Origin of the sequence: Ureibacillus manganicus DSM 26584 (assembly GCF_000772945.1) — a bacterium.
In the GTDB taxonomy this organism is placed as follows: domain Bacteria; phylum Bacillota; class Bacilli; order Bacillales_A; family Planococcaceae; genus Ureibacillus; species Ureibacillus manganicus.
This window is the reverse complement of sequence record NZ_JPVN01000007.1, coordinates 1-14515: the sequence shown is the minus strand read 5'-3', so window position 1 is coordinate 14515 and position 14515 is coordinate 1. Positions and strand designations below refer to the sequence as shown.

Annotated in this window: 14 protein-coding genes and 1 riboswitch; of the genes, 5 read left to right on the top strand and 9 right to left on the bottom strand. The window is 35.8% G+C overall.

Annotation, left to right across the window (positions count from 1 at the left end; translation table 11 throughout):
* Positions 1-108: 108 nt before the first annotated feature.
* The 9 genes from purF to CD29_RS06905 all read right to left on the bottom strand — a co-directional run bounded on the left by purF (position 109) and on the right by CD29_RS06905 (position 8918).
* Positions 109-1533: an amidophosphoribosyltransferase gene (gene purF / locus CD29_RS06945; protein ID WP_036184948.1), complete on the bottom strand. Its 1425-nt coding sequence runs from the start codon at positions 1531-1533 to the stop codon at positions 109-111.
* Positions 1509-3734: a phosphoribosylformylglycinamidine synthase subunit PurL gene (purL, locus tag CD29_RS06940; RefSeq protein WP_036184612.1), complete on the bottom strand. Its 2226-nt coding sequence runs from the start codon at positions 3732-3734 to the stop codon at positions 1509-1511. Before purL ends, purF begins: the two co-directional genes overlap by 25 nt.
* Positions 3727-4404 (bottom strand): phosphoribosylformylglycinamidine synthase subunit PurQ, encoded by a 678-nt coding sequence (gene purQ, locus CD29_RS06935; RefSeq protein WP_036184609.1) that lies wholly within the window; start codon positions 4402-4404, stop codon positions 3727-3729. The genes purL and purQ overlap by 8 nt, the downstream gene beginning before the upstream one ends.
* A 2-nt stretch (positions 4405-4406) precedes the next feature.
* On the bottom strand, positions 4407-4655 hold the full coding sequence (gene purS / locus CD29_RS06930) for a phosphoribosylformylglycinamidine synthase subunit PurS (RefSeq protein WP_036184606.1): 249 nt from the start codon (positions 4653-4655) through the stop codon (positions 4407-4409).
* A 2-nt stretch (positions 4656-4657) separates the two neighbouring features.
* Complete coding sequence (gene purC / locus CD29_RS06925; RefSeq protein WP_036184602.1) at positions 4658-5368, bottom strand: phosphoribosylaminoimidazolesuccinocarboxamide synthase; 711 nt, start codon at positions 5366-5368, stop codon at positions 4658-4660.
* 56 nt (positions 5369-5424) lie between these two features.
* The gene (purB, locus tag CD29_RS06920; protein WP_036184600.1) at positions 5425-6720 is read right to left on the bottom strand and encodes an adenylosuccinate lyase; all 1296 of its coding nucleotides are present in this window, start codon (positions 6718-6720) and stop codon (positions 5425-5427) included.
* A 15-nt stretch (positions 6721-6735) separates the two neighbouring features.
* Positions 6736-7860, bottom strand: a complete 1125-nt coding sequence (gene purK / locus CD29_RS06915; protein WP_036184598.1) for a 5-(carboxyamino)imidazole ribonucleotide synthase — start codon at positions 7858-7860, stop codon at positions 6736-6738.
* Positions 7857-8345: a 5-(carboxyamino)imidazole ribonucleotide mutase gene (gene purE / locus CD29_RS06910; RefSeq protein ID WP_036184581.1), complete on the bottom strand. Its 489-nt coding sequence runs from the start codon at positions 8343-8345 to the stop codon at positions 7857-7859. Before purE ends, purK begins: the two co-directional genes overlap by 4 nt.
* Positions 8346-8489: 144 nt before the next feature.
* Positions 8490-8589: riboswitch (purine riboswitch) on the bottom strand.
* 140 nt (positions 8590-8729) lie between these two features.
* Positions 8730-8918, bottom strand: a complete 189-nt coding sequence (locus tag CD29_RS06905) for an NETI motif-containing protein (protein ID WP_036184580.1) — start codon at positions 8916-8918, stop codon at positions 8730-8732.
* Between the two features lie 212 nt (positions 8919-9130).
* On the opposite strand from CD29_RS06905, the gene CD29_RS06900 reads away from it, so the two are divergent.
* The 5 genes from CD29_RS06900 to CD29_RS06880 all read left to right on the top strand — a co-directional run bounded on the left by CD29_RS06900 (position 9131) and on the right by CD29_RS06880 (position 14313).
* Positions 9131-9847: a response regulator transcription factor gene (locus tag CD29_RS06900; RefSeq protein WP_036184579.1), complete on the top strand. Its 717-nt coding sequence runs from the start codon at positions 9131-9133 to the stop codon at positions 9845-9847.
* Positions 9837-11207, top strand: a complete 1371-nt coding sequence (locus tag CD29_RS06895) for a sensor histidine kinase (protein ID WP_036184578.1) — start codon at positions 9837-9839, stop codon at positions 11205-11207. Before CD29_RS06900 ends, CD29_RS06895 begins: the two co-directional genes overlap by 11 nt.
* A complete protein-coding gene (locus CD29_RS19610) occupies positions 11204-11986 on the top strand; it encodes a PepSY domain-containing protein (protein WP_052124041.1) in 783 nt (260 codons plus the stop codon). The genes CD29_RS06895 and CD29_RS19610 overlap by 4 nt, the downstream gene beginning before the upstream one ends.
* Positions 11987-12106: 120 nt before the next feature.
* Positions 12107-12715, top strand: a complete 609-nt coding sequence (locus CD29_RS20450) for a PepSY domain-containing protein (RefSeq protein WP_052124040.1) — start codon at positions 12107-12109, stop codon at positions 12713-12715.
* Positions 12716-13368: 653 nt separating this feature from the next.
* On the top strand, positions 13369-14313 hold the full coding sequence (locus tag CD29_RS06880; RefSeq protein WP_036184566.1) for a protein kinase family protein: 945 nt from the start codon (positions 13369-13371) through the stop codon (positions 14311-14313).
* Positions 14314-14515: the final 202 nt, after the last annotated feature.

Here is a 14515-nt window from a genome sequence, read left to right as displayed (position 1 = left end):
ACTTTCTCTCCTATTTAATCAATTTCGCCTTGGAACTATGAGCGCAGTTACGCCCCACGCTCATATCCCAATCATTAAAATGAATCCTACACTACACTAAGAATTCTTTTAACGAATAAGTTCTTTTTCATGTGGTAAGACAGTATCAGGGAATATTTCAGTTGGATAATTTCCAGTAAAGCAAGCTAAACATAAACCTCGTGTTTCATCCTCAAATGGACGACCGATCGCTTCAACTAATCCATTTGGAGATAAAAATGTTAATGTGTCAGCACCGATTTCTGCACAAATTTCATCAACTGTTCTTCCAGTAGCAATTAATTCCTCATCTGATGAAATATCAATTCCATAAAAGCATGGATTTGCTAATGGAGGTGAAGAAATTACAACGTGAACTTCTTTTGCTCCCGCTTCTTTTAACATTCTTACAATTCTACGTGAAGTAGTTCCACGTACAATTGAATCATCCACCATTACTACACGCTTTCCTTTAACAACTTGCACCACAGGAGACAACTTCATTTTCACACCACGCTCGCGTAATTCTTGCGTTGGCTGAATGAAAGTTCGCCCAGTGTAACGATTTTTGATCAATCCTAATTCGTATGGTATTCCGCTTTCTTCTGCAAAACCAATTGCTGCTGAAATCGATGAGTCTGGAACACCTGTCACCACATCTGCTTCTATATGTCCAATTTCTTTTGCTAATTGTTTTCCCATACGTTTACGTGCCATATGAATATTGATTTGGTCAATGTTTGAATCTGGACGTGCGAAATAGATATATTCCATTGCACACATCGAACGTTTTTCCATTGCAGCAAAACGATCTTCTTCGATTCCCTTATCAGAAATAATTAAAAGTTCTCCAGGTTCAACATCACGAACATATTCAGCACCAATTAAATCAAAGGCATTTGTTTCAGAGGCAACAACCCAAGAATCACCTAATTTCCCTATAGAAAGTGGTCGTAATCCATTTCGATCACGAGCAACGAGCATTCGGTCCTTTGATAGTATTAATATAGAAAAAGCACCTTTTAGTAAAGATAACGCCTCTTTTACTTGCTCTAGGAAACGAGGTTTTTTACTTTTCTTGATTAAATGGACAACAACTTCTGTATCGGAAGTGGAGTGGAATATACTCCCTGAACGTTCTAGATGTCCTTTTAAGTGATTTGCATTAACTAAATTACCATTATGAGCAATGGCTAATGTACCCGTTGATGAACGGAACAATAACGGTTGAACGTTATCGATTCCGCCACCACCAGCAGTTGTATAGCGAACATGTGCAATTGCCGCGTTACCTTTAGCACTTTTTAGTTTTTCCTCATTAAATACTTCATTAACAAGACCTTCACCTTTAACAGCTTTTAGAAACTCTCCATCAGTTGCAACAATACCTGCACCTTCTTGACCTCGGTGCTGTAGTGCATGTAACCCGTAATAACTTAAATGGGCTGCTGCATCATGTCCCCATATACCAAATACTCCACATTCTTCATTTAAGCCTCTGATTTCACCAAGCATGGAATTGCTCCTTTCCAAGCAGAACGGAATTCCTCCACTGTCCCTTCAACAAGAACACCAGCGTCACCGTTGATTGTAATTTTTGCATCATCTGTTACGACACCGATTTTCTTTGCTTCTGGAATAATATCTTCAAATTCACCAGCGTTTTCTTCTTTTACTGTTACGATAAAACGTGATTGTGATTCACTGAATAAAGCAGTAACTGCAGAACCTTCAAGTGTTACGTAAATGCCTAAATCTTTCGCAGAGAAAGTTGTTTCTGCTAAAGCAACAGCAACTCCACCTTCAGAAACATCATGTGCAGATTCTACTAACCCTGAGCGAATTGCAGATAGAATAGCTTTTTGACGTGCAGCTTCTACATCTAAATCAATGCTTGGTGCTTGACCGAAAATTTTACCGTGAATTAGTTTTTGTAACTCAGATCCACCGAATTCTGTTTTCGAATCACCGATTAAATAAATGACATCACCTGCATTTTTCACTTCTTGTGTTGTCACATGTGATAAATCTTTTACTAATCCAACCATACCGATTGTTGGAGTTGGGTAAACTGCTTCACCCGAACGTTCATTATAAAGTGATACGTTACCACCAATAACTGGTGCATTTAATGCTGTACAAGCAGCTGAAATCCCGTCAGCACTTTTCTCTAATTGCCAGAAGATTTCTGGTTTTTCTGGATTACCAAAGTTTAAGCAGTCTGTAATTGCAAGTGGCTCACCACCTGATACAACGATATTACGAGCTGCTTCTGCTACTGCAATTTTACCGCCTGTTTCAGGATCTAGATAAATATAACGAGAGTTACAGTCTGTTGTCATTGCAAGACCTTTGTTTGTACCGCGCACACGTAAAACCGCTGCGTCTGATCCAGGTGCAACAACTGTATTTGTACGAACTTGGTAATCATATTGATCGTAAACCCATTCTTTCGAAGCAACAGTTGGTGCTTTTAATAAAGCTGTTAATGTTTCTTTATAGTCCGCAACTTCTGGCTCAACATTTTCAATTGCTTGGAATTCAGCAAAATATGCAGGCTCTTTTGATGGTTTATGATACACAGGTGCATCTTCTGCTAATGCATCAGCTGGAACCTCAGCTACAACTTCACCATTGTGTAGTAAACGAAGCATTTTATCGTCTGTAACACGACCAATTGCTACAGCATCTAAGCCGTACTTATCGAAAATCGCTTTAATTTCTTCTTCGCGACCATGCTTTACGACGATTAACATACGCTCTTGTGACTCTGAAAGCATCATTTCATAAGCTGTCATTCCTGTTTCACGTTGTGGTACTAAGTCTAGGTTCATTTCTACACCTGTACCAGCTTTTGAAGCCATTTCTGCTGATGATGATGTAAGACCAGCCGCTCCCATATCTTGAATCCCAACAAGAGCATCTGACTTTACAACTTCTAAACAAGCTTCAAGAAGAAGTTTTTCCATAAATGGATCTCCAACTTGCACAGCTGCGCGTTTTTCTTCTGAATCTTCGCTCAATTCCTCTGATGAGAATGTTGCTCCGTGAATTCCATCACGTCCTGTTTTTGCACCAACGTACATTACTGTGTTACCTACACCAGCTGCAATACCACGTTGAATATCTTTGTGGTCGATTAATCCAACACACATAGCATTTACTAATGGGTTACCTTCGTAACATGGGTCAAATTGAATTTCTCCACCTACAGTTGGAATTCCGATACAGTTACCGTATCCAGCAATACCAGCTACAACTTCTTCAAATAAATATTTACCACGCTCGGATTGTAGTTCACCGAAACGTAAAGAGTTTAACATTGCGATTGGACGAGCACCCATTGAGAATACGTCACGAATAATACCGCCTACACCTGTTGCAGCACCTTGGTAAGGTTCGATTGCTGAAGGGTGGTTATGAGATTCCATTTTAAATACAACCGCTTGCTCGTCACCAATATCTACAATCCCTGCACCTTCACCAGGTCCTTGTAATACTTGAGGGCCTTTTGTAGGGAATTTACGTAATACTGGTTTTGAGTTTTTATATGAACAGTGTTCAGACCACATAACAGAGAAAAGCCCTGTTTCAGTCCAGTTTGGAATACGTCCTATTATGTTGCATGCTAGTTCAAACTCTTCATCTGACATCCCCATATCAGCATAAAGCTTTTGTTCTTTAATTTGCTCTGCTGTTGGTTCTAGTTTAGACATGTTGTTCCCTCCACTGTTTAACAATTGATTTAAATAATGCTAGACCGTCGCTACTTCCAAGTATTTCGTTCGCAGCACGTTCAGGATGCGGCATCATACCAAGTACGTTTCCTTGCTCGTTTATAATTCCTGCAATATCTTCTAAGCTACCATTAGGATTTTCGCCTGAATATGTGAATACGATTTGATTGTTAGCTTTTAAGTTTGCTAGAGTTTCTTCGTCACAGAAGTAATTTCCTTCTCCATGTGCAATTGGAATATTAATGATTTCACCTTGCTCATATTGATTTGTAAATAATGTATTATTATTTTCAACTTTTAATTGAACTGTACGACACATGAATTTTAAATTTACATTTCGAAGTAATGCTCCTGGAAGTAAACCAGCCTCCGTTAAAATTTGGAATCCATTACATACACCTAGTACTGGTTTTCCTTCTGCCGCAGCTTTTTTTACTTCTACCATTACATTTGACTGATTAGCCATAGCACCACAACGTAAGTAGTCTCCGTAAGAGAATCCTCCTGGTACTAAGATTCCATCAAATTCACTTAAGTCAGTTGCGTCATGCCAAACATATTCTACTTCTTCACCTAGTTCATCTTTTATCGCATGATACATGTCGATATCACAGTTTGACCCAGGGAAAACGAGTACTGCGAATTTCATGATTAGTTTTCCTCCTCAACTTCAAAGCGGTAATCTTCAATAACTGTGTTTGCAAGGAGCTTTTCACACATTTCTTTTACTACGCTATCAATATCACGAGTCGTTTCAGAAATTGTTAATTCTAAGTATTTACCAATCCTTACATCTGCTACTTCACCGTAACCCATCTTAGCTAACGATCCTTGTACTGCTGCACCTTGTGGATCTAATACACTTTCTTTTAATGTTACAAAAACTTTTACTTTAGTCATTTTCATTTTCCTCCAAGTCTAGCAAGAATAATTTCATATACTTCTATTAAACTACCTAAATCGCGACGGAATACATCTTTATCTAGCTTTTGCTTTGTTTGTGCATCCCAAAGGCGGCAAGTATCTGGTGAAATTTCATCAGCGAGTAGAACGTTGCCATCTTTGTCACGGCCAAACTCTAATTTGAAATCTACTAGAATTACACCTATTTCTTCAAAGATTGGTTGAAGAACGCTATTAATCTTCAAACCTAGTTCATAAAGTGCTTCTACTTCAGCCTTTGTTGCAATTCCTAATATGTCGACATGTTCATTGTTAATAAATGGATCACCTAATGCATCGTCTTTATAATAGAATTCAACAATTGAACGTTCTAGTAGAGTGCCTTCCTCAAAGCCTAGTCGCTTTGCAAAACTACCTGCGGCAATGTTACGTATTACGACTTCAATTGGAATAATGTCAACTTTTCGGACTATTTGCTCATGGTCAGATACACGTTTAACAAAATGTGAGTCAATTCCATGTTCTTTTAATTTTTCGAAAATTATTGTCGAAATCTTATTATTTAATAAACCTTTACCATCTATCTCAGCCTTCTTTTCGCCATTAAAGGCCGTTGCACTATTTTTGTACTCCACGAACAAAATATCCGTTTGTTCTGTTTCGTATAGACGTTTCGCTTTACCCTCATATAAAAGTTGACCTTTATTCATACGTTTGCCCCCATTGATTGCAGAGGGCTTACCCCTCTGCATATATACAAACTGAATTAATTTAAACCAAGTCGATCAAAAATCATATCAACATTTTTAATATGATAGTTGTAATCGAAGCAATCATTTATTTCTTCTTGTGATAATAGAGAAGTAATTTTCTCATTTGCCTCAACTAACGTACGGAACTGGATTTGTTCATCCCACGCACGAGCTGTTAATGGTTGAACTGTATCGTAAGCATCTTCACGTACTAATCCTTTGTCAATTAGTGCAAGTAGAATGCGTTGTGAATAGATTAAGCCGAATGTTCGGTCCATGTTACGTTTCATATTTTCAGGGAATACAGTTAAGTTTTTCACGATGTTACCGAAACGGTTTAACATATAGTTTAATGCGATTGTTGCATCTGGTAAGATGACACGTTCTGCAGATGAATGAGAAATATCGCGTTCATGCCATAAAGATACGTTTTCATATGCTGTTAACATATATCCGCGAATTAAACGAGCCATACCAGTCATATTTTCAGAACCAATTGGATTACGTTTATGAGGCATTGCAGATGAACCCTTTTGTCCTTTTGCAAATGCTTCTTCAACTTCGCGTGTTTCTGATTTTTGAAGACCACGTATTTCTGTAGCAAACTTCTCAATTGAAGTTGCAATTAATGCTAATGTAGACATGTATTGTGCATGACGGTCACGTTGTAATGTTTGTGTTGATATTGGTGCTGCTATTAAACCAAGTTGCTCACATACGTATTGCTCAACGAATGGATCTATATTTGCATAAGTACCAACAGCTCCGGAAATTTTACCAGCTTCGATCACTTTTGTTGCTGCTTCAAAACGTTCTAAGTTACGTTTCATTTCTTCAAGCCATAATGCAAGTTTCAAACCAAATGTTGTTGGTTCAGCATGTACACCATGTGTACGCCCCATCATTACTGTATATTTATGTTCTTTTGCTTTTTCAGTTAAGATATCGATAAAGTTATTAAGATCTTTTCGAATAATTGTGTTTGCTTGTTTTATCAAGTAAGAAAGAGCTGTATCAACAACGTCTGTAGAAGTTAAACCGTAATGAACCCACTTTCGTTCTTCACCTAATGTTTCAGAAACTGCGCGCGTGAAGGCTACTACGTCATGACGTGTTGCTTGTTCAATTTCATATATACGGTTAATGTCAAATGACGCTTTTTGGCGAAGTAATGCTACATCATCTTTTGGTATAACACCAAGTTCTGCCCAAGCTTCACAAGCTAAAATTTCAACTTCTAACCAAGCTTTGAACTTGTTTTCTTCTGTCCAAATTGCGCCCATTTCAGGACGTGTGTAACGTTCGATCATAATTCGTTCTCCCTTTTATTCCGACCAAATGCCAGATTTTTCGACTTCGACTAATGTTTCTTCAACATTATTCGTCATTATTGTAACATGTCCCATCTTACGATTGACTTTAGCTTCTGCTTTACCATACAAATGTATAGACCAATCTGGATTTTTTGAAATCGAATTACTTAGTGGCATCACGTGTTGCCCTAATACATTCACCATTATAGCGGGCATTAAAAGTTTTGGTTCCCTAAGTGGCCATCCACAAACAGCACGAATATGCTGTCCAAATTGTGAGATATTACATGCTTCTATTGAATAGTGGCCTGAATTATGTGGTCTAGGTGCTAACTCGTTAATAACAATTAGACCATCCTCTAGAACAAACATTTCCACTGCTAAAGTCCCTATAAGTTGTAATTGATCAGCAATTTTTGATGCAGCATCTTCTGCTCTTTTCAATGTTTCGCTTGTTATACGAGCTGGTACGATCGTTTCATGCAAAATGTGGTTAACATGAATATTTTCACCAACTGGAAGACAATACGTTTCACCATAGCCATTTCTTTGAACAATACAAGAGATTTCCATTTTAAAAGGTACAAAACTTTCAACAACACATTGTGAATGTTCGATTAATCCTTTTGCTAAAGATAAATCTTCTTCTCTGTTTAGTCTTTGCTGACCCTTCCCATCGTATCCACCGCGCGCAGTTTTTACGATACATGGATAGCCAATTGTATTAATCTGTTCCACTAATTCTTCATACGTATTGACAACAATGTATGGAGCTACAGGACATCCTGCATTTACGATTGCTTCTTTCTCTGTTACTCGATTTTGTGTAATTCGTACAAGCTCCGCACCTTGGGGTACATAAGCTATTTCTGTAAGCCGTTTTAAACCTTCGTAATCTATATTTTCAAATTCATATGTAATGACATCACTTACTTCTGCTAATTCTTCTAATGCAGCTTCATCATCATAAGGAGCCACAATTCGAATATCCGCTATTTGGCCACATGGCGAATCAATAGACGGTTCTAATACAGCAATTTTAAATCCTGCTTCTTTTGCTGAAAGAGCCATCATACGTCCTAACTGGCCACCACCGATAATACCAACTGTTTGACCAGGATAAATCATTCTTGTCACAGTAGATCACCTGTACTTTCTAAAACTTTTTGCTTAATCGATTCCCGTCTAGCATCAAGTTTATTGGCTAAATCTTCATTAGTAGTTGATAGTATCTGTACAGCAAGTAATCCTGCATTTGTTGCGCCTGCTTTACCAATAGCAACAGTTGCAACTGGTACGCCACCTGGCATTTGGACAATGGATAATAATGAATCTAATCCATTTAATGCTTTCGATTGTACAGGTACACCGATGACAGGTAATGTCGTTTTGGCTGCAACCATTCCTGGTAAGTGGGCTGCGCCTCCAGCTCCTGCAATAATTACTTGGATACCTCTTGAACGTGCGTTTTCTGCATATTCAAACATTAAATCTGGAGTTCGGTGGGCTGAAACAACTTTCTTTTCATATGGCACGTTTAATTCTTCTAAAATATCACATGCGTGTTTCATTGTTTCCCAATCACTTGAACTGCCCATGATCACACCAATTTTAGGATTCATGATCTCGCTCCTTTAATAATTTTCTAAACAAAAATGTCCCCAAATAATCTACATTCTACGCGTTAGAAAGCAGATTACTTGAGGACAGTAATAGTAAGTTATGAAAAGTGACTCCAAAATAATTCTCACATTCATAACGCTGTCGTTAAGTTCGCTTTCCCGCATAGTCCGGAATTTACGGTACCGGGTAGAAACACTAGAGCCTTATTCTCTAGCATATATGTGGGAATTGTTAAGAAGGTAAACTACTTAACAAAGATTATATGATTGTTTTGTTTGCTTTGCCTTATCATTTTAACAAGGTCTAAACAGAAAATCAATGGAAAAATGCGAACGATAAATTTTCAGAAAACAGTATTGTTCGGTTTTTAGCCACAACTTTCTTTATTCACCTACTAATACACCTTTAAATTTTATTTTTTGACGTAGATATGTAGGTTCTCCATTTACAATATGAAATACAGGTTCTTCTTTACGCCCCATTGGCATATAGCCTTCACTTCGCATACGATCTAAACATTGTTCAATCGTTTCATTTTCTTCAACTTCAAACCAAACTTGTTTTTTCGACATAGTTCTAATCCTTTCGATATTTATATTAATATAACATGTCCACAAAGAATTAAAAGTGAGTTTCATTGTACTTAGCTGACATTTCGCAAAATTGTTCAAATCAAAGTGCTATTTCTCATCAAATTCTAATTGTTTTTGTGTATGATTTTACATAAGTAAATCGACAATTCAAAATTCCAAAACAAATATAGATTAAAGCGAGTGAGTGATCAATGGAGCAAAAAATATTAATCATAGAAGATGAAGAAAATATTGCCCGCGTTCTACAATTAGAGCTTGAGTTTGAAGGGTATTTGACTGATGTTGCACATACAGGTACAGAAGGTTTGATCAAATATAGAGAAGGTAATTTTGATTTAGTCCTTCTTGATTTAATGTTGCCCGAAATGCATGGTCTTGATGTGCTTAAACGAATTCGAACAACAGAACAAACTACTCCAGTCATCTTACTTACAGCCAAAAGTGACTTAGAGGATAAGGTGAAAGGACTCGACCTTGGTGCAAATGACTATGTTACAAAGCCATTCGAATTCGAAGAACTAATCGCAAGAATACGTGCAAATTTAAGGTTTGCCCAATTGAGAAAAGAAGTAAGAGAAGACAAAGAAAAGGACGTACATCTTACAGTTTACCATCAGCTATCAATCCATGAGCAAACTCGTGAAGTTCACTATCATGGAATATTAATCGACCTTACACCTAGAGAATATGACTTGCTCTTATTCTTATTAAAGCATCCAAAACAGGTGTTATCTCGTGAGCAAATTTTAGAGACAGTATGGGGTTATGATTACTACGGAGATACAAATGTGGTAGATGTCTATATTCGTTATGTTCGTCAAAAGCTAGATACTGCTAACTCAGCCCCAATTATTCATACAGTTCGTGGTGTCGGCTATGTATTAAAGGAGCCAACTTATGAAGCTTAGAACGAAAATTCATATTTTCACTACTATGCTAATGCTTGTATTGATTGTGATAGTGAACATCGGTGTTTATAAACTATATGAACAATTATCGATTGATACTGAATTTAAACAATTAGTTCTACGTGGCGAGGAACTAGTGACAACCTTCAACCAATTTCAAGAAGTATCTGATCCCAATATGGTTTTACGCACATATATTCCATCTAACGGAGCAATTCACGTGATCAACGACAATGGAATCCAAATAACATCAGTTGAATCTCCATTATATGAACCTGTTGAATTTCAGAATGGTAGTAATGAACAATTCGCAATCAAAGAAGTAAAGGGTATCCCCACTATTATGATTGAACTACCCTCAATTTGGACTGATGGTAATGTAGTAAATTTTCAATTAATTCAACCTTTAAATGACCTTGCTTACAATAGGGATTTACTGAAGTTAATACTAATCGCCGTGACAATTTTAGTGGCTATTCCTATTATTCTGTCGAATATGGTTCTAAGCAGTATTATTTTAAAACCATTAGATAAGTTAAATCAGGTTATGAGGAAAAGTAGTACTTCTGGAACTTATGAAAAAATTGATGAATCAATAGCAGGTAAAGATGAACTTGCTGAAATTGGTCGAACTTTCAATCACATGATGGAAGCACTAGAAACAAATTACTTGAAGCAACAGCAATTTGTGTCGAATGCATCTCATGAGTTTAAAACACCATTAACTGTAATTGATAGCTATGCAAAAATGTTACTTCGACGAGGATTTACAAATGAAAAAATAGCAAACGAAGCGCTAAGTGCGATTGTCAGTGAATCCAATCGAATGAAAGAATTAATTGAACAAATGCTTGAACTTGCCAAAAATAAGGAGCATGTTTCCCTTAATATAGAAAAAATAAACTTTAGTAAATTGCTCGAAAATATAACTTTACAACTGAAGCAAGCTTACAATCTAGATTTCGAATTACAAATAGAACCTTCACTAACCATAAATACAGATGAACAACGATTAAAGCAACTTCTCTATATATTATTGGATAATGCTAGAAAATATAGTGATGAAAAAATCATCCTTAAGACTATGGTTGAAAATGACTATGTTTCTGTTGCGATTCAAGATTTTGGTGTAGGTATCCAAGAAGATCAACTCCCCCATTTGTTTGACCGTTTTTACCGTGTAAAAGAGGATCGAAATCGAAAGACTGGTGGGACCGGGTTAGGTTTAGCCATTGCAAAAGAATTATCAGATTTACTTCACATTAATATTAAAGTTGAAAGTGAAGTAAATGTTGGGACCACTTTTACATTAATGGTACCTATTAATTTCTCCGATAGAAACGAGGTGGATAGCCAATGACGAACTATACAAAATGGATGTTAGGTTTAGTTGCCTTACTACTAATAGTGTCTTTCGTTGTTCTTTCGAAGATCCAAGATCGTTTCTCTGAACCAGAAGAACACTCTATCCAAGATGTAGCAGAGCGGTTAGAAGCTCTATATAGTGGAAAAGTTGATTCATTTGAGCAAAAAAATGATATTTACCACTTTACACTTAACCGCCATAATACCATTTACAATATTGCGTTCGATTCAAAAACGGGAAATTTTATTGATTTTATAAAAGTAGATAGTTCAGATTCTAAGTACATTATGTCAAAAAGTGAAATTCGAACTTTATTAAATTCAAAAATGAAAGGTACAATTAACACGATTAAGCTGCAAATGAATGGAACAACACCACAGTATATAGTGGAACTTATTGAAAATGAGGCCTTAAAAACTGTTGTAGTTAATGCAGAAACGGGTGAGATTGTTTCTGAAAAGGTTAAAGAACAAACTCCTACTGAACCTACCGTTACAGCAATATCTAGTGATAAAGCAAAACAAATTGCATTATCCCAATTCAAAGGCAGTGTTCAATATATTGTTTTTGAACCTTCTAGTGATGGTGGTTTTTATTTAGTAGAGATTGAAAATGAACAGCAAAAGGCAAAGATTGAAATCCATGCTATCTCCGGAAAAGTACTTTCTGTTACTCGCGTTCAAAAGGATATCGATGATGATGACGACGATATTGATGAGGATGATGAAAATGATGATGATGATCTTGATGAGGTAGAAAATGATGACGATTAGTCAGAAACTTCAAAGAGAATGAAATAAATAGATTCTCATCAATTTCTAATCTTACTCTCCGATTCTTTTCATTTTTGACTTGTAAGATAAAAGTATCAAATGATTAAGGAGAGATATGACATGCGAAAAATAATTTTAATACCTGCACTTTTAGGTGTTATGGGAATAGGCGGAATAATTACAGTAGCAGGTGGAAGCCTAGTTGGATCTGCTAGTGAATTATCCATTGAGCAAATAAAGGAAAAGGCATTAACAGAAGTGAACGGAACGATACGTGAAGTAGAAGTAGAAGTAGAAAAAGAAGGAAACAAAAAGTATTACGAAATAGAAATTGTAACAGAAAATGCCGAATATGAGCTAAAATTCGATGCAATTACTGGAGATTTGGTAAAAAAACATAAAGACGATTTAGATGACCAGAAACAAGTTACAAATAATACAATGGATAATCAAGTAAAAGTCGAGCTAGTCGAGATTGACCGTTACGATGACGACCATAACACGAATACTGATGCCGTAGTGCAAAAATCAAATTCAAACAAAACGAGCATTCAAACAGAAAAAATTCAACCTATACAACAACCAACTTCAACACTATCATCAAAGTCTATACCAAATCAAAATGATGACGATGATGATCGTTACGATGATGATGACGATGATGATGACGACGATGATGACGATGACAATGATGACAATGACGATGATGACAATGAGATTGACGATTAATTAATAATCTATAAGAGTTGATTCTACTAATAAGTAGAGTCAACTTTTTTCTTGTATATTAAATGACTTGTCCGAATATATATATTTAATAGTGATGTATTTTGCATAAGGAGTTGATGAGTCATTCGTAAGTTTGGAATCTTATTAGGTATTATTTCCGGAATAACTAGTAGCATCTTATGGTTCATCTTTGTATTTATTAATCCCTTTGCTCCACCAGGTAATACACCAACATTTATTACATTCGTAATGTTATTTCTTCCAGCTTGTGTAGCAATATTTGCATCTGTAAAAACTAAACTTCCTTTATTACTAATTTCCTTTATTTGGTCTTTACCTATTAGTTTATATGTATACTTTACACCTGGAATTTTTTCTATGTTCGGCGTTACAAGCTTGGCATATTTATTTAGCTTTATATTAATATTTGTTTCTCAAAAATTATATGAAATGAAAAAATTACGTGAACAACATCTGTCCAAACATCCACTAAATAAGTATCGGTAACGAAAATAAAATTCATTCTCATTAGCTAGTAGAATAATGGGTATCAAAAGAAAAATCAAATTAATAAAGGGTTTTTCAAGCATTTATATAATATCTAATAATATATGAAGAAACTTAATTGAAAACTTATGTGAGGAATGACAATTATGGATCATCAAAAAATTATCGAGATATGTAATAATTATTACATCAACCCAAAAACAGTGAAAGTTCTTCGGAACAATGATCGTTTATTAGCTAGGATTGAAACTGCTCATACATATTATTTAAAAGGCGAACCTGCAGATAAAACATACTGGGAGGCTTGCTGTACATTTGCTAATCTTCTAAATGATCAAGGTTTCAATGTTACTCAATATATACAATCTAGTTATGGCACATACACTGTTCAATACATGGATAAGATTTTTTCGTTGGAACAAAGCCTACCAGGAAAACCGTTAGAAGTTATTACAGATAAAGAAATCATTGATATTGGAAGTTTATTAGGTATTCAACATCGATTATCTATGAAATTGCCAAACTTATTTACAAACGCAACATCTTGGAGTCTATTCGGTGGTAATCTATCAGATGCACTTGGAGATTATGATGAGAATGAATTAAGTTTTTTAGAATTTAAAAAACATTTTAACTTACATCCTCTTTTTACTAAAATCGAATCACTTTTCAACGAGTATCGATATAATTTACAACAAGTTTGGATGAGGTTGCCACAAGGTGCAGTACAAGGGGATTTTTGCTATTATAACATGATTCAACTACCAGATGAATCATTAGCAATATTTGACTTTAATCTTGCAGGTAATGAAGTTTACTTAAATGAATGTATTGCTGTAGCAGTTTACCACGCATGGCATGCACCATACACAGGAAAACTAAATGAGCATGAACGCTTTCAATTATTTTTGAACTCTTATACAAAAGAACGGCCTTTAACTTCTTTAGAAGAAATTTATACACCTCAATTAAAAGCAATCATTCGAGCATTTCGCTTCGATCGTGTAGAGCTTGGAATTGCTTTAAATAATGGTTTGATGCAAGAATTGTTTATAAAAGAAACTTTGAAGATATTAGAGGATGTGGAGTGAATTGTATTTTAATGGAGAGAGATACTAGACTGAAAGATTTGGTGTGAAGTTATTTGAAGGTATGGTTGTAGATGTGGTTAGAAACGCTTTAACTTACAAAATTTAATTGCATTTTTGGAGTATAAAAAACACCACTACAATTAGTGGTGTCAAGTTGCGAAGCGATGTCCTACTCTCACAGGGGGAAGCCCCCAACTACCAT

Coding starts and splice junctions, on each gene's coding strand:
- purF (WP_036184948.1), bottom strand. CDS start 1,533: ATGCTTGGTGAAATCAGAGGCTTAAATGAAGAATGTGGAGTATTTGGT.
- purL (WP_036184612.1), bottom strand. CDS start 3,734: ATGTCTAAACTAGAACCAACAGCAGAGCAAATTAAAGAACAAAAGCTT.
- purQ (WP_036184609.1), bottom strand. CDS start 4,404: ATGAAATTCGCAGTACTCGTTTTCCCTGGGTCAAACTGTGATATCGAC.
- purS (WP_036184606.1), bottom strand. CDS start 4,655: ATGACTAAAGTAAAAGTTTTTGTAACATTAAAAGAAAGTGTATTAGAT.
- purC (WP_036184602.1), bottom strand. CDS start 5,368: ATGAATAAAGGTCAACTTTTATATGAGGGTAAAGCGAAACGTCTATAC.
- purB (WP_036184600.1), bottom strand. CDS start 6,720: ATGATCGAACGTTACACACGTCCTGAAATGGGCGCAATTTGGACAGAA.
- purE (WP_036184581.1), bottom strand. CDS start 8,345: ATGAATCCTAAAATTGGTGTGATCATGGGCAGTTCAAGTGATTGGGAA.
- CD29_RS06905 (WP_036184580.1), bottom strand. CDS start 8,918: ATGTCGAAAAAACAAGTTTGGTTTGAAGTTGAAGAAAATGAAACGATT.
- CD29_RS06900 (WP_036184579.1), top strand. CDS start 9,131: ATGGAGCAAAAAATATTAATCATAGAAGATGAAGAAAATATTGCCCGC.
- CD29_RS06895 (WP_036184578.1), top strand. CDS start 9,837: ATGAAGCTTAGAACGAAAATTCATATTTTCACTACTATGCTAATGCTT.
- CD29_RS19610 (WP_052124041.1), top strand. CDS start 11,204: ATGACGAACTATACAAAATGGATGTTAGGTTTAGTTGCCTTACTACTA.
- CD29_RS20450 (WP_052124040.1), top strand. CDS start 12,107: ATGCGAAAAATAATTTTAATACCTGCACTTTTAGGTGTTATGGGAATA.
- CD29_RS06880 (WP_036184566.1), top strand. CDS start 13,369: ATGGATCATCAAAAAATTATCGAGATATGTAATAATTATTACATCAAC.